We start from the raw sequence: 14,544 nt of genomic DNA, 5'->3' as shown, positions 1-14,544 counted from the left end.
GCTATAGTGTGTGAGGCATTGTCTTGGCGGGTTAGGAGGTCACAACCATGACAACGGCATCGCATACAGCCCCAGGTTGGCTCAGTCTCATTACCGGGCACAGTCAGATTAAGCGACTTGTAGCCCTGATGCTGGTAATTTTGGTTGGTATAGCCAGTGCCGGCTGCGACCCGACTCGGTTTGCCCGAGCCAGCGCCGATGTGCCCCGCCTGGTGCTGAGCGCCCTGAGCGACCCAAAAACCTTCAACCCCATTCTCAGTCAGGAGTCGCCCAACATTTTTGGGTTGACCTTTGAGGGGCTAACTACCACCGATGGGATTAGTGGCGAGACCGTACCCGCCCTGGCCGAAAGCTGGGAGATCTCCGACGACGGCACCATCCTGGTATTTACCCTGCGCGATGGGCTGCGCTGGTCTGACGGCGAACCCCTGACCGTAGACGACGTGGTCTTTACCTACGATGTGCTGTTCAATCCAGCCATTCCAACCAACAGCCGCGACGGGTTTCGCATTGGCACCGAAGGGCGCTTTCCGCAGGTCAGCAAGGTGGACGAGCGCCGGGTGCAGTTTACGCTGCCCGAGCCCTTTGCCCCAATGCTGCGAAACACGTCTTTAGAAGTTATTCCAGCCCATATTTTGCGGCCCACAGTAGAGGGCGCCGATGGCCAAGGCAACCCCCTGTTTCTTTCGACCTGGGGCACTGACACGGCCCCTAAGAAAATCGTGGGCAATGGCCCCTACCGCTTAGCCCAATATATTTCTGGGGAGCGGCTGGTCTTTGAGCGCAACCCCTACTATTGGCGAAAAGACGACCAGGGCAACCAGCAGCCCTACATTGAGCAGATTGTCTGGCAAATTGTCGGCTCTACCGATACGGCTTTCTTCCAGTTTCGCTCGGGCGGGTTAGACCTGGAGAGCGTGCAGCCCGACTTTTTCTCGCTGCTAAAGCGCGAAGAAGAGCGTGGCGATTTCACCATCTACAATGGCGGCCCAGGCATGGGCACCAACTTTTTTGCCTTTAACCTCAACCGCGCTAGCCGCAACGGTAAGCCTTTGGTCAACCCGGTTAAATCGGCCTGGTTCAACAACGTAGCGTTTCGCCAGGCGGTCTCCTACGCCATCGATCGCCAGACCATGGTGAACAACATCTTTCAGGGCTTGGGGCAACCCCAGACCTCACCCATGTCGGTGCCTAGCCCCTTCTTTGCCCCACCCGAGATGGGTATTCGCACCTATGACTACGACCTTGAAAAAGCAAAGCAGCTGCTGCTGGCCAATGGGTTTCAGTACAACGCGGCCAACAACCTGCTCGATGCCGAAGGTAACCGGGTGCGCTTCACGCTGATTACGAACTCTGGCAACAAAATTCGTGAAGCGATTGGGGCGCAAATTAAGAATGACCTGGCCAAGCTGGGCATTCAGGTAGATTTTCAGCCACTAGCCTTTAACTCTCTAGTCGATCGCCTCACCGACAGTTTGGAATGGGAGGCGCTGGTGCTGGGCCTAACGGGCGGCACAGAACCCAACGGTGGTGCTAACGTGTGGCTCCTCGACGGTGCCCTCCACGCGTTTAACCAGAACGCTGGCCCTGGTCAAGACCCCTTGGAGGGTTGGCAGGCCGCCGACTGGGAGCGCCGCATTGCCGATCTATACATCCAGGCCGCCCAGGTAATCGACGAAGACGAGCGCTTTGAGCTGTACAAAGAAACCCAGCAGCTCACCCAGGAATACCTGCCGTTCATGTACTTGATCAACAACCTATCGCTCACCGCTGTGCGCAACCGGGTGCAGGGGGTGAAATTTACCGCCCTCGGTGGCGCCCTTTGGAACATCCATGAATTAACTGTTGAGTAGCCTGTCTTTTGGATTTTGGGCGGCGATGCACCCTGCATAGGATGGCGTGGCTCAGTAGCGATCGAGCAGTAGGCTAACCTCGGCCTCCAAAGTCATGCCTGCCATAGCGGTTAACTCTGCTCGCCGCACCGCCAGATAGGTTTGGGCTAGCGGTGCGCCCAAAGCATCCAACAGGAGAGGATTGGCCTCCAGTGCAGCGAGAGACTCCGCTAGGGATCGAGGCAGCAGGGCAATGCCGCGATCGCCCCTTTCCTCCTCCGACAAACTCCCCGGGTCTTGCTGCACCGGCTCCGGCAGCGAATAGCCCTGGGCAATGCCGTCGAGACCAGCGGCGATCGCCCCTCCCAGTGCCAAGTATGGGTTTGCCGCCCCATCCACCGTCTTCAGCTCCAGATGGGTGGGGCTGGGCAGCGAAAAATTGCTCGGCACCCGCAGCGCCGCCTCCCGATTATCCATGCCCCAAGCGGCGTAGGCGCCGCTCCAGCTGTGGGGTTGCAGCCGCCGATAAGAGTTGGGGCTGGGGGTGGTGATCGCCATCAGGGCGGGCAGGTGATGCAGTAGCCCAGCGGTAAAGGAGCGGGCAGTGTCGGAGAGCCCACCAGCCCCATTGGGCATCAGATTTTGCTCTCCCTCCCACAGACTCAAGTGCAGGTGGCACCCGCTGCCTGCACAGGACTCAAACAGCTTGGGCACAAAGGAAGCAACTAGACCGTGCTGGTGGGCGATCGCCTTTACCGTCTCGCGATAGACTACATGCTGATCGGCGGCAGCTAAGGCATCGGTGTAGCGCACCGAAATTTCCTGCTGCCCCGGCCCCGACTCGGGGTAATACTGCTCTACGGCCATGCCCTGGGCACTGAGGGCATCGGCGATCGCCATCACCACCTCCTGGTGCAGATCCATCGCCAGCGTAGTGGCAAAGGGCAGATTGTCGGCAGGAAGAATGTCTGGGTCACGTTGCTTAAGCAAGTAAAACTCCGGCTCAAAGGCCGCTTTGATCGTCAACCCGCGATCGCTCGCCCGCTGCACCATACGTTTGAGAAACTGCCTTGAACACCAGGGCCAGGGCTGGCCATCCTTCACCATCTCTCCCAGCGCCCGAGCCTGCCCAGGCGCGTAGGGAAGCATCTGTAGCGTCTCCCAGTCGGGCACCAGCCAGACCTCCCCCACCGGCCCCAGCCCGCTACCGGGGGCCACTGCATCAGCTACCACCGGAATTGCCTGCTGCGCCGCCGACAGACCCACGGCAACAGCATCTCCCCCTTCTAGTTGCCGGGTCAGTGCATCAATATGGATTGCCTTGCCGCGAATGACGTTGCCGTTGTCACACCACACCACCCGCACAAAACGAATCTTGCCCTCTTGCAGCCGGCTCAAGATCGTCGAGGCATTCTCTGGCATAGACCTGTCTGGCATAAAATCGTCGTCTGGAGCCTAAGAATCTTGGCCCCCAGCAACCCAATCATAGTAGGCCCCTCCACATCCCTCACCAAACAAGACGGGAACTGAGTAGGTTGCTTGGGTTGGTCCTGATTGCTGGCGATCTATTGATGCGGTGCCGTGGTGCTCCCACCAGACGTTGGCAAGCCATACCAGGCTCCTAGCTCAACTGCGCTGTACATTCTAAAATCAGACGCTGGTTGACCAGCGCGTAGGGTTGCACCACCAACGCCCGACGAAACGCTTGAATTGCCTCCCCATACTGCCCTAAGGCCGCATGGCACAGCCCCAGCCCATGGAGTGCTCCGAAGTGGTAGGGCACCAGCCCAATCACCCGCTCGCAGTCAGTTAGGGCTTCCGCGTAGCGGCGTTGCACAAAGTAGAGTACCGCTCGGCGATTCCAGGCTTCAGCAAAATCCGGCAGTTCACTCACCAAAGTTGAAAGCAGGGCCTCTGCCGCATCCAGCTGGCCGCTATCCACTAAAGCCTGAGCGTCTTGCAAACGCTGGTTGCCCACCTCACCCTTTTGGTAAAACCAGCGCTGCCAGAGAGCAGCGGTTGCTAACTCGCGCTGATACTCGTCGGCCTGCTTCAGGCTCTGCAGCAGCACTTCTAGGGTCGAGTCATCCATGCTTCCTTTGCCTAACCGTTGTGTTGCGCCTTTAATTATCAAGTATTTGACTGAGATTGGCTGTCTAAAAGCGTTTTAGCCGTTAGCCCTCAGGGCTAAAAGCGTTGCAAGTAACAATAAGTGAACTGATTTTTTCAAAGTTGTGAGCAGTTCTAAGCAGATGGGCAGACTACAAATGTGCAAGGAATAAGCCCTACGCACTGAGTCTGTTTCTACCGCTTCTTTGCAGTAGCAGCCAGGTGCATCCAATGGCATTCTCTTTGCAATTTCATTGAACACATTAATCGTTTAGGGATTCAAAATCATGGCTGTCGAAAAAGTAAACTCTTCCTCTAGCTTGGCTGAAGTTGTTGACCGCATTTTGGATAAAGGCATTGTGATCGATGCTTGGGTTCGTGTTTCTCTGGTAGGGATTGAACTGCTGGCTATCGAAGCCCGCGTTGTCATCGCTTCCGTTGACACCTACCTAAAGTACGCCGAAGCTGTCGGCCTGACCGCTCAAGCTGCTGTACCTGCTGCCTAAGAGCGCCGTTTTTGATACCTAATGGGGCAGCGGAATACTGGATCAACCAATGTTTAGCTGCCCCATAAATCAAGCAAACTCAAGGCTTAAATAGCGACTACTAACGGCAATTCTGCCCTCGGCAAGCTTCAGAACAGCGCCTTATTATTGCGCTAAGACACTCAAACATAGCTAAGTTTTAGAGTCTGGCAACGTTCTTCTCTCCGCGCCATTTCCTCTCCTTGCCGTTCTCAAATATTCTCCACATATTTACCCCGTTTCATTTTCACTAAAGGGAGAGCAGTTCTGTGACAGCACTTTATGACCAGTGGCAAGCCGCTCGACAGCTGCGCCAGAGCGAGGTGGTTAACCGACGCGATCAGGTCTCTGCTGACCTAGAGCGCTGGCAGACTGATCGGCTGACCCACGCCGTGCGGCTGCGCCAAGACCTCGACCAGCTGATGGCCGACCTGCGCGCCAACACTACCCTATGGCTAGCTCAAACGACCGCCGATCGCGTCGTCCAGATCCTACCCCGGCAGCAGGCCCGCCAAGATTACGTGCAGCAGCTCCAGGCCGATACCGAAGTGCTGCTCGCCAACTACCAGGCCGATCGCGAAATTAGCGCCGCTGAAGTGCGCCAGCAGCTAGAGTACGACTGCCAGCTCCTCCAGGCTACGGTTAGCGAATTGCGCCTAGAAATTGCCCAAGAGCTACGCCAGGTGCAGCAACAGGTAGCCGACATTCAGGCCCAAACCGCTGTCGATCGGGCGGGCTATCGCCAACAGCAGGCCATGGTGCGGGCCGAACTGCTGCCCCAGCTCACCGCCTACGTCGAAGACCTCCAGGTACAGGTGCAGGCCACCCTCAAAGACTTGACCGCTGTGCGCCAGCAGGCAGCGGTGGTCAACCAGGAGCAGCGGCAGAGCGATCGCGCCGCCCTGAGCGATTCCGTAGACGCCATGTTTACCGAACTGGCCGACTTTCGCCACCAGCTTCAGGCCCAGCGAGCCCAGCTCTCCCACGTGGTCTGGGGCGGCGCTGCCGTAGCCCAGCCCTCAGCCCCTCGCCCTGCAGCGACTCGGCCTGCCGCCACCTCGGTACCCAGAATTCCAGCGCCAGCCAAGGCGGCCCCTAAAGCGGCACCAAAAGCTGTGGTAGCAAAAGCTGCCCCAGCTCCGGCGGCTCCGGCGGCCAAAGCCGCTCCGGCTCGGTCGGCCGTGGCCAAGGCCGCTCCTACTCGTGCTGTAGCCGCAACCCGCTCTGCCCCAGTTGCCACCGTCATGGCCCCAGCTGCCCCAGCGGCGGTTGTGGAACCGCCCCCCGCCCCCGAAGCCCCTTCCCTTGAAGAGGTAGTTTACAACTACCTGCATTTGGCTCAGGGTGCCCGTCTCAGCGAAATTGAGACCGAGCTGGGCATCAACCGATTTCAGGCGGTAGACGCGCTGCGATCGCTCATCCAAAAAGACCTCGTAGTCAAGCAAGATCGTACCTATCTCGTCCAAGAGGAAGCCGTTCTGTGAACACCGTTCTACAAGCCCGCCCCCGCAACTTTGTCTCCACCCCCACTCTAGAGCGCACCAGCCTCAGAGCCCTGCGGTACCTGCAATCGGGGTACTCAATTCACCTCAAAGGCCCCGCCGGCACCGGCAAAACCACCCTGGCTCTGCACCTGGCTGACCTGCTGGCCCGCCCCATCATGCTGCTGTTTGGCGATGACGAGTTCAAGACCTCAGACCTGATCGGCAACCAGTCGGGCTACACGCGCAAAAAAGTGGTCGACAACTACATCCACAGCGTCGTGAAGGTAGAAGACGAGCTGCGCCACAACTGGACTGACTCGCGCCTCACCCTGGCCTGCCGCGAAGGCTTCACCATGGTGTACGACGAATTCAACCGCTCCCGTCCCGAAGTCAACAACGTGCTGCTGTCGGCCCTCGAAGAAAAACTCCTGGTGCTACCTCCCAGCAACAACCGGGCCGAGTACATCCGCGTCAGCCCTCACTTCCGCGCCATTCTTACCTCCAACCCGGAAGAATACTGCGGCGTCCACGGCACCCAAGATGCGCTGCAAGATCGCCTCATCACCATCAACATGCCTGAGCCTGACGAACTGGCCCAGCAGCAAATTTTGGTGCAAAAGGTTGGCATCGACAGCTCCGCGGCTCTGCAAATTGTGCAGTTAGTCAAGGCTTTCCAGTCAGCGGTCGCCCCAGACATGGTCTCCAGTCTGCGTCCTAGCCTCATGATTGCTACCATCTGCCACGACCACGGCATTTTGCCCCTAGCCGAAAATGCCGACTTCCGCGACCTGTGTAGCGACATTCTGCTGGCCCGCTCTAAAGAGCCTACTCCAGAAGCCACTCGCCACCTGTGGAACCTGTTTAACCGCTTTGTAGTGTCCCAGGCCACACTGGTCAACGACCTTACCCTCAAACCCGAGGCCCAGCCCGCAGCCCGTTTCCATGGCGAAGAAGAGGATGACGCCCCACTTCAGCCCCTTGAGACGCTGGTTGAGTCTGCTACAGACAATGTTGTGATTGAGGATAAGCCCGTCATCGAGGCCCAAGACCTTCAGGAGGAAGAACTCGTCGGGTCCGCCGTCCCCGAGACTGAAAGCGAAACCCTAGTAGAAGCGCCCGCTAAGGCTGAGTCTTCGACAGAGATGCTCCGGGTGCAGGTCAGCCCCAACGATGATATTGAAACCCGCATTTTCGACTATCTCGACGCGACTGGTACCGCATCTCTCGTTAACATCGAAGCAGCCCTAGATTTAAATCGCTTTCAGGCTGTTAACGCTATTAAGTCGATGCTCGATCAGAGCTTAATAGAAAAACAGGAAACTGACGGGCAGCTCCAGGGCTATCAGCTGAGTTCTAACTGAAGGTAATCTGCTGTGACCCCCTCCACCCCCACGACCCGCCCCCAACCCGGTCGAAGCATGGCTACTGCCACCCAGGGGTCTTCCCTGGTAGATGTCATTGAGCGGGTGCTCGACAAAGGCATTGTGATTGCCGGGGATATCTCGGTCTCCGTCGGTTCTACAGAACTGCTGAGCATTCGCATTCGCCTAATTATCTCCTCGGTAGATAAAGCTCGCGAAATCGGCATTAATTGGTGGGAAAGTGACCCCTACCTCAGCAGCCGCACCAATGAACTGCTAGAGGCCAATCAACAGCTCCAAACCCGTTTAGAAACCCTAGAAGCCGAACTCAAGGCTCTGCGGTCCGCCGAACCCGTAAGTTAGGCCAGCAACCCAGTCGATTTGTTTCAGATCAACCCCCGGGTTCATAGGATCCAGGGGTTTTCCATTTATTGTTGTTTTCTGAATACCGTCATGTTGACGCTTCGCACCCTTCGACAAATTGCCACTAGCCGTACAATTGCCAGCTTTCGCTCGGCCCCCAGCCGCAGTCAGGGCGATAGGCAAGGCCTGGTGCTCAGGCACCAATGCCTGCGCTCAGTCGATGCCAGCCGCATGGGTCACCAACAAAGTCGAGCCAAAGCAGAAGAAGCCCGTCGCCAATGGCTTCAACAGCAGTGGCAAAATCGGTCATAGCCAGTGCAACAGAGGCAGAATCGCCTTTTGAGATGCACTAGACTGTGGCTATGACTTCCGAAAATGCCGAGCCAGACCTGTTGACCAATCTGGCGCTACAGCCCCCTGCCAAAACCGATGCAGGCCTAGCGCCGCTGCTGCTCACCGTCATTGAGTTGGTGCGGCAGCTCATGGAAGCTCAAGTAATTCGCCGAATGGAATCGGGCGACCTGAACGACAATGACCTCGAGCGAGCCGCCGACAGCCTGCGCAAGCTAGAGGAGCAGGTCATTTCGATGTGCGAAATTTTTGATGTTGACCCGGTCGACCTCAACATTGACCTGGGGGAAATCGGTACTCTGCTACCCAAAGAAGGGAACTACTACCCTGGTCAAAAAAATCAGAACCCGACTATTCTAGAGCTGCTCGATCGCCTCCTTGATACCGGTGTTGTCGTCGAAGGCGACGTTGACCTGGGGATGGCTCAGCTCAACCTCATCCACGCCAAGCTACGTCTAGTGCTCACCTCCAAACCCATCTAGGCCACCCTCCTACCCATCCACCCTCCTACCCATCCACCCTCCTACTTCCCTACCCCTGCCACTGCCACAGCTTAATGGTCTTATCGGTACTGGCACTAGCTAACACTTTGCCACCCGCCTGTACCGCTACTTGATGCACAGGATTGATATGGGCCGATAGGGTATTTTTGAGCGTGCCGTCTTTGCTGTGCCAAAACCGTAGGGTACCGTCGCTGCTACCGCTAACCAGCCGCTGACCGTCGGGGAAAAAGGCCACAGTATTCACTTCCTGAGTGTGGCCTTGGAGAGTATGCAGCAGGGTACCTGCGGTCAAATCCCACAGACGCACGGTGCGGTCTTTGCTGGCGCTGGCGATCAGGCGACCGTCTGGGCTGATCGCTACTTGGTTGACGGTATTAGTGTGGCCAACCAGAACTTTGAGGGTAGTGGCGGTTTGCGCATCCCAAAGGCGTACGGTATTGTCGAGTCCGCCGCTAATCAGCCGCTGGTCGGCAGCGGCAAAGGCCACGGTTTTGAGCATGCCCGCCGAACCTGGCAGAGTTTTAATCAGATTGCCCTGGCTCAGATTCCACAGCTTCAGGGTGCCGTCTTCACTGGCACTGACGATTAGGTTGCCACCGTGGCCAAGGGCGATCGCATTCACATCGCGCAAATGGCCCTTGAGGGTGTGACGTAGCGTTCCATCGCCTATCTGCCAAATTTTTACGGTCGCATCATCGCCACAGCTGACGAGCAGCTGCCCGCGCCGATCAATGGCCACAGCGTTAACACCCCGAGCATGCCCCTTAAGGGTGTGCAGCAAGTCTCCCGTTTGCCAGTTCCAAATGCGAACGCTGTCATCTAGGCTGCCACTGACTAGCACGGGCTGTTGGGCGCTAAAAGCAAGGGCAGTAACCCACGACTGGTGCCCCTTCAAGGTAGTCATGAGCTGCCAGCCCAGGCCAGAGCTTGGCGGCTGCGAGCTAGGTGGCCGTGAGCTGGGGCCATTACTAACTGGCTGGGAGCCCACGGGTCTAAGCGAACCAGAGGCAGGTTTGCCTGAAATCGGCCCCGACTGAGGACTGGGGGTAGGGTTAGCCGGGGGAATCTGGGGCTCAGCTATAGAAGGCAGCGAGGTAGTGGGCATAACCAGGCCAGCCGACTGACCTGGTCTGCTCAGGGGGGGGCGATCGATGCCGCTGAATAGGCTTTGGCCAGACTGATTTGAAACCCAGCCTGGCACCGCACCCTCAATTTTGGGCAGTCGCCGCAAATCATCCAGCACGGCTTGGGCAGTTTGGTAGCGTTCGCTAACCAAATCCTTAGTCATGTAGTTGAGCACCTCCGCCAGGCCGGGGTGAATGGTGCGCCCCTGCTTTTGCAGGTGCTCTTGCCACAGCCAGCGGCCCTCCTGAGGGCTATATAAATCTTCTGGCTTGCGGCCAGTCAACAGATGTAGGCAGGTGGCCCCCAAACTATAGAGGTCACTGGAGGGGTAAGCCTGACCGCTGCGCAGCTGTTCAATAGGGGCATAGCCTTCGGTGCCAATGCGTGTGCCCGGCTCATAGCGAATCGCTTCACTAAACTGTTTAGCCACGCCAAAATCGATTAGCACGGGCTTTTGGTCAATTTTGCGCCGGATGATATTCGATGGAGTGATGTCTCGGTGAATGACGCCGTGCTCGTGGATGAAGTGCAGCACTGGCAGCAGATCTTCCAGCAGCTGGCGCAGGCTTCCTTCGCTGTAGGCCGCTTGGGCCGAAATTTCCTGATGCAGGGTAAGCCCCTGAATCATCTGCTGCACCAGGTAGAGATACTTATTTTGCTCAAAGTAAGCCAACAGCGTGGGAATTTGTGGGTGCTCTCCCAGTTCGTGCAGCCGCACCGCTTCCTGCTCAAACAGCTGTACAGCCTTTAAGAATGACTTGGTGCCTTGAGTTTGGGGAGCAAACTGCTTGATCACACAGCGGGTATTGAGGCGATCGGCATCGAGGGCAAAGTAGGTGCGCCCAAAGCCGCCCCGGCCAATCAGCTTCAGGGGACGGTAACGGCCCCGGAGACGATGCTCTAAAGGGCTGCCGCAGGTGGGGCAAACCGCAGCCAGGGTAGCGTGATTAGGCTGGGCGCAGTGGGGATTGAGGCAGCAGATCATCACAACGGTAAACCCGGAAGCGGAGGCATAGCTTCTGCTTATGCTTACTTCCATTTAACCCGCAATCGGTCGGAGAGGGGGATTTTGCCCAGCCGGCTAAGGCACAGAATGGTGCTGCACAACCAAGGGGAGGCAGGATAACGACGCTAGGTAATTCCTGAGCTAAACAAAAGCGTAGCGGGAGCTGAGGGCGATCGCAGTCTCAATCTTCGTTTTTACTACAGTGCTGGAGCGTTTAATGCTCGGTCAAGGCGTGGAACCGGCGCTATATTTCGTAATAATTGGGCGATCGCGCCAACCGGCCCAAACCCGTGCGGTATGGTGAAGAACAGCTGTTACTGAGCAATCCACCACCGTCCCTATGACCCTGGCCCAGCCTTCCCACAACAAAGCCAAAGCCCTCCGCCCTGGGGCCACCCGCCCCGCCAAAGAACTCTGTAGCGAGTGCGGCTTTTGCGATACCTACTATATTCACTACGTCAAAGAGGCCTGCGCCTTTCTCAATCAACAGTTCCCGACGTTGGAGCAGCAGACCCACGGGCGCAGCCGCGATCTAGAGGCTGAGAACGATGTCTACTTTGGCGTGCACCAGGACATGATGGCCGCCCGCAAGCAGCAGCCCATTGAGGGGGCGCAGTGGACCGGTATCGTCAGCACCATTGCCATTGAAATGCTGACCAAAGGGCTCGTGGAGGGGGTGGTGTGCGTTCAGAATACGGAGAGCGATCGCTTCCAGCCCCAGCCAGTCCTCGCTACCACCCCCGAAGAAATCTTGGCAGCGCGGGTCAATAAGCCCACCCTGTCGCCTAACCTATCCGTCTTGGAACAGGTTGAGCGATCGGGCATGAAGCGCCTGCTAGTGATTGGCGTCGGTTGCCAGATCCAAGCGCTGCGGGCGGTGGAAAAGCAGTTGGGTCTGGAGCAGCTCTACGTACTGGGTACCCCCTGTGTCGATAACGTCAGCCGCGCCGGGCTACAAAAGTTTCTCGAAACCACTAGCCGATCGCCCAACACGGTAGTCCACTACGAATTCATGCAGGATTTTCGGGTGCACTTCAAGCATGAAGATGGCTCTACCGAAACGGTGCCCTTCTTTGGCCTCAAGACCAACCAGCTCAAGGATGTATTTGCCCCCTCCTGCATGAGCTGTTTTGACTATGTGAACGGTTTGGCTGATTTAGTCGTGGGCTACATGGGTGCCCCCTTTGGCTGGCAGTGGATCGTGGTGCGCAACGATCGCGGCCAGGCCATGCTCGACACCGTAATGGACCAGCTCGATACCCAGCCGGTGATGTCGGTAGGCGATCGCAAGGCTGCCGTACAGCAGAGCATCCCTGCCTACGATAAGGCCGTTACCCTGCCCATGTGGGCCGCCAAGCTAATGGGTGTCGTGATCGAGCGCATCGGCCCCAAGGGGCTAGAGTACGCCCGCTTTTCGATCGATTCCCACTTCACCCGCAACTACCTATACGTCAAGCGCAACTATCCGCAAAAGCTAGCCGCCCATGTGCCCGAGTTTGCCAAGCGCATTGTCAGTCAGTACAAGCTGCCCGATTAACTTGTAGGCAAAAAGGGGGTGGCGCGATGATCGCGCCGCCCCCTTATCGATAGAAAAAACCTTAGCGGTTGTGGGACTTGCTACACCACGCTATTGCCCTGAGCCAGCCAGGTTTTTAGTTCCGCAGGAGCCTGAGCCTGGGCCAAAACTGCCCTGAGCTGTTCACCGTCTAGCACCTCTGTCTCAAGCAGCGTTTGAGTGGCAGACTCCAACAACCCCCGATTGAGCTGAAGGATGGCCACCGCCACCGTGCGAGCACCGTTGAGCAGCAGATTCACCTGGCGATCGATTTCAGTAGCCACTTCGGGGCTAGTTACCCGCCTGTCACTCCCTCCATCTAGAAACTGGGCCGAGGCTTTGGCAAAGGCTACAGGTCCAAGGCTGGCACTCATGCCGTATTGGGTCACTGCTTTCTCAGCCAGGTCGGTTGCTTTTTGGATGTCGTCGCTAGCGCCAGTAGAGACTTTGCCAAAAACAATTTCCTCAGCGGCGCGTCCCCCCAACAGGGTGGCGAGTTGTCCCCGCAGTTCGTCTTCAAGCATCAAGAAGCGGTCGTTCTCTGGCATTTGTAGGGTATAACCCAAGGCTCCTAGCCCTCGCGGCACAATAGAGATTTTGGTTACTCGGTTGCCACCCGGCACCAGTGCCCCTACCAAGGCATGGCCCACTTCGTGGTAAGCCACCGTCTGCCGCTCCATCGGCGTGAGCACTCTAGACCGCTTCTCTAGCCCGGCGACCACCCGCTCGATCGCCTCCATAAAATCAGTCATCAGCACTGCTTGACGATTGTGGCGGGCGGCCATCAGCGCCGCTTCGTTAACCAGGTTGGCCAGATCGGCTCCAGCGAAACCAGCGGTTTGCCCAGCAATTTCTGCCAGGTTCACATCCTCACCAAGGGCTACGCCTTGACCGTGAACCTGTAAGATCTCTAGTCTGCCGCTCTTATCGGGGCGATCGACCAGCACTTGACGGTCAAAACGGCCTGGGCGGCGTAGGGCCGGGTCTAAGGTTTCGGGACGGTTAGTGGCAGCAATTACAATCACACCGTCATTGCCGTCAAAGCCATCCATCTCGGTCAGCAGCTGATTTAGGGTTTGCTCACGCTCGTCATTGCCGCCTACAGGGTTGCCGCCACGGGTTTTACCGACCGCATCTAGCTCGTCAATAAACACAATGCACGGAGCCTGGCGCTTGGCTTTATTAAACAAATCGCGCACTCGTGAAGCACCAACCCCCACAAACATTTCCACAAACTCCGAGCCTGCCATGCTGAGGAAAGGTACCCCAGCCTCGCCAGCAACAGCCTTGGCTAGCAGAGTTTTGCCGGTGCCAGGAGGCCCTACCAGTAATACCCCTTTAGGAATTTTGGCTCCCAGCTTACGGTACTTGTCACCATTAGCCAAAAAGTCGACCACCTCTTGCAGTTCCTGCTTGGCCTCGTCTACCCCAGCCACATCGGCAAAGGTGATGCCCGTCTTGCTCTTACCATAGCTGCGGGCCTTGCTTTTACCCATGCCCACAGCAGTGCCAACACCGCCGCCCACGCTACTAAATTTTGCAGCTAGGGCCAGGGCTCCGACCAGCAAGCCTGATGAAATAATCAATCCTGCGATGCTCGCTGGCGTTAAAGGTTCAGGGGCAATGGTAATTTGCACTCCCTGGCTTTTAAGCTTGCTGATCACCTCATCCGTCGGCCCAATCGGTTGCGTAGTATAGCGGCGGCGGCCAAATTCAGGCTTGAGAGTGTAGTCAATGCGATCGCGCCCGATCGTCACCCGCTGCACCTGGGCACTGTTGACCTGCTCCACAAAGGTGCTGTAGACCGACTGCAAGGGGGTTTCCGTTTTCATGGGTCAAATCCTATAGGAGAGGGGCAACAAAGGTGCGAGGAGCTGGGGAAGATCCTCGCCAACCGCTCACTTTCTTGATCTTGCAGTATCTGCCCTTGCCCTTCCATAGGGGAAACGCCCCAAGCTAGCAGTAGTTACCGAAGGGCCAAATGCCAGTTATACGGTGCTTACAACCTGGCCTGGAGGATTGCCGTACTCCCCGTAATCAGGCAGTGCAACTCTCAATCCAAAATCAGTGCCACGTATCACGTATATATAGAGCCAAACGTTCCCCTAGCCTCCCTAGTCAAAGTTGAGGCGAGCCAGCTCGAAGAGGTTTCTATGGCCTACGGGAAAGGGCGGAGCTATCACCCACCCGCGCCAGGAACTCAGCGACCTCAATACCGGTCTCGAAGCCTATGCCCACACCTTGGTCAAGGTCGGTATAGAGCACTAGTCATCTAAGTATTTGACTAGTGCTCGGCATAAAAAAGTTACCTAAATTCGATTAAGTATCGAA

Annotated in this window: 12 protein-coding genes; 8 read left to right on the top strand and 4 right to left on the bottom strand. The window is 57.2% G+C overall.

Going from position 1 to position 14,544, the window contains the following annotated elements; genetic code table 11:
* Positions 1-128 precede the first annotated feature (128 nt).
* Positions 129-1,853, top strand: a complete 1,725-nt coding sequence (locus tag H6F75_RS01485) for an ABC transporter substrate-binding protein (RefSeq protein WP_279308276.1) — start codon at positions 129-131, stop codon at positions 1,851-1,853.
* 51 nt (positions 1,854-1,904) lie between these two features.
* On the opposite strand, the gene H6F75_RS01480 is transcribed toward H6F75_RS01485, so the two are convergent.
* Both H6F75_RS01480 and H6F75_RS01475 read right to left on the bottom strand, forming a co-directional pair.
* Positions 1,905-3,269, bottom strand: coding sequence for a glutamine synthetase family protein (locus H6F75_RS01480; protein ID WP_242019575.1), 1,365 nt, complete (start codon positions 3,267-3,269; stop codon positions 1,905-1,907).
* A gap of 184 nt (positions 3,270-3,453) precedes the next feature.
* Positions 3,454-3,924 carry a tetratricopeptide repeat protein gene (locus H6F75_RS01475; protein ID WP_190748524.1) on the bottom strand — a complete coding sequence of 157 codons (471 nt, stop codon included), beginning with the start codon at positions 3,922-3,924 and terminating at the stop codon, positions 3,454-3,456.
* Between the two features lie 304 nt (positions 3,925-4,228).
* On the opposite strand from H6F75_RS01475, the gene gvpA reads away from it, so the two are divergent.
* The 6 genes from gvpA to H6F75_RS01445 all read left to right on the top strand — a co-directional run bounded on the left by gvpA (position 4,229) and on the right by H6F75_RS01445 (position 8,506).
* The gene (gvpA, locus tag H6F75_RS01470) at positions 4,229-4,447 is read left to right on the top strand and encodes a gas vesicle structural protein GvpA (RefSeq protein ID WP_073608715.1); all 219 of its coding nucleotides are present in this window, start codon (positions 4,229-4,231) and stop codon (positions 4,445-4,447) included.
* 287 nt (positions 4,448-4,734) lie between these two features.
* Positions 4,735-5,949, top strand: a complete 1,215-nt coding sequence (locus H6F75_RS01465; protein ID WP_190748522.1) for a hypothetical protein — start codon at positions 4,735-4,737, stop codon at positions 5,947-5,949.
* Complete coding sequence (gvpN, locus tag H6F75_RS01460) at positions 5,946-7,310, top strand: gas vesicle protein GvpN (protein WP_190748520.1); 1,365 nt, start codon at positions 5,946-5,948, stop codon at positions 7,308-7,310. The genes H6F75_RS01465 and gvpN overlap by 4 nt, the downstream gene beginning before the upstream one ends.
* A 57-nt stretch (positions 7,311-7,367) precedes the next feature.
* Positions 7,368-7,673, top strand: coding sequence for a gas vesicle protein (locus H6F75_RS01455; protein ID WP_190514919.1), 306 nt, complete (start codon positions 7,368-7,370; stop codon positions 7,671-7,673).
* A 90-nt stretch (positions 7,674-7,763) separates the two neighbouring features.
* Positions 7,764-7,985, top strand: a complete 222-nt coding sequence (locus H6F75_RS01450) for a hypothetical protein (protein WP_190748518.1) — start codon at positions 7,764-7,766, stop codon at positions 7,983-7,985.
* Between the two features lie 50 nt (positions 7,986-8,035).
* Positions 8,036-8,506, top strand: coding sequence for a gas vesicle protein K (locus tag H6F75_RS01445; RefSeq protein WP_190748516.1), 471 nt, complete (start codon positions 8,036-8,038; stop codon positions 8,504-8,506).
* A gap of 49 nt (positions 8,507-8,555) precedes the next feature.
* On the opposite strand, the gene H6F75_RS01440 is transcribed toward H6F75_RS01445, so the two are convergent.
* Positions 8,556-10,691, bottom strand: coding sequence for a serine/threonine-protein kinase (locus H6F75_RS01440; protein ID WP_242019573.1), 2,136 nt, complete (start codon positions 10,689-10,691; stop codon positions 8,556-8,558).
* Positions 10,692-10,998: 307 nt separating this feature from the next.
* Between H6F75_RS01440 and H6F75_RS01435 the strand changes: the two genes are divergently transcribed.
* The gene (locus H6F75_RS01435) at positions 10,999-12,195 is read left to right on the top strand and encodes a Coenzyme F420 hydrogenase/dehydrogenase, beta subunit C-terminal domain (protein ID WP_190748514.1); all 1,197 of its coding nucleotides are present in this window, start codon (positions 10,999-11,001) and stop codon (positions 12,193-12,195) included.
* A gap of 80 nt (positions 12,196-12,275) precedes the next feature.
* Here H6F75_RS01435 and ftsH read toward each other — a convergent pair whose 3' ends face one another.
* Positions 12,276-14,045 carry an ATP-dependent zinc metalloprotease FtsH gene (gene ftsH / locus H6F75_RS01430; RefSeq protein ID WP_190748512.1) on the bottom strand — a complete coding sequence of 590 codons (1,770 nt, stop codon included), beginning with the start codon at positions 14,043-14,045 and terminating at the stop codon, positions 12,276-12,278.
* Between the last annotated feature and the right edge of the window lie 499 nt (positions 14,046-14,544).

The organism is Nodosilinea sp. FACHB-131 (assembly GCF_014695395.1).
In the GTDB taxonomy this organism is placed as follows: Bacteria; Cyanobacteriota; Cyanobacteriia; order Phormidesmidales; family Phormidesmidaceae; genus Nodosilinea.
The sequence above is the reverse complement of the archived record's forward strand: the minus strand, read 5'-3'. Positions and strand labels throughout refer to the sequence as shown.

What these genes read in the sequence shown, in the direction of transcription:
- gvpA (WP_073608715.1), top strand. Translation starts at nt 4,229, where the DNA reads ATGGCTGTCGAAAAAGTAAACTCTTCCTCTAGCTTGGCTGAAGTTGTT.
- H6F75_RS01485 (WP_279308276.1), top strand. Translation starts at nt 129, where the DNA reads ATGCTGGTAATTTTGGTTGGTATAGCCAGTGCCGGCTGCGACCCGACT.
- H6F75_RS01440 (WP_242019573.1), bottom strand. Translation starts at nt 10,691, where the DNA reads ATGGAAGTAAGCATAAGCAGAAGCTATGCCTCCGCTTCCGGGTTTACC.
- H6F75_RS01480 (WP_242019575.1), bottom strand. Translation starts at nt 3,269, where the DNA reads ATGCCAGACAGGTCTATGCCAGAGAATGCCTCGACGATCTTGAGCCGG.
- ftsH (WP_190748512.1), bottom strand. Translation starts at nt 14,045, where the DNA reads ATGAAAACGGAAACCCCCTTGCAGTCGGTCTACAGCACCTTTGTGGAG.
- H6F75_RS01445 (WP_190748516.1), top strand. Translation starts at nt 8,036, where the DNA reads ATGACTTCCGAAAATGCCGAGCCAGACCTGTTGACCAATCTGGCGCTA.
- H6F75_RS01435 (WP_190748514.1), top strand. Translation starts at nt 10,999, where the DNA reads ATGACCCTGGCCCAGCCTTCCCACAACAAAGCCAAAGCCCTCCGCCCT.
- H6F75_RS01455 (WP_190514919.1), top strand. Translation starts at nt 7,368, where the DNA reads ATGGCTACTGCCACCCAGGGGTCTTCCCTGGTAGATGTCATTGAGCGG.
- H6F75_RS01475 (WP_190748524.1), bottom strand. Translation starts at nt 3,924, where the DNA reads ATGGATGACTCGACCCTAGAAGTGCTGCTGCAGAGCCTGAAGCAGGCC.
- H6F75_RS01450 (WP_190748518.1), top strand. Translation starts at nt 7,764, where the DNA reads ATGTTGACGCTTCGCACCCTTCGACAAATTGCCACTAGCCGTACAATT.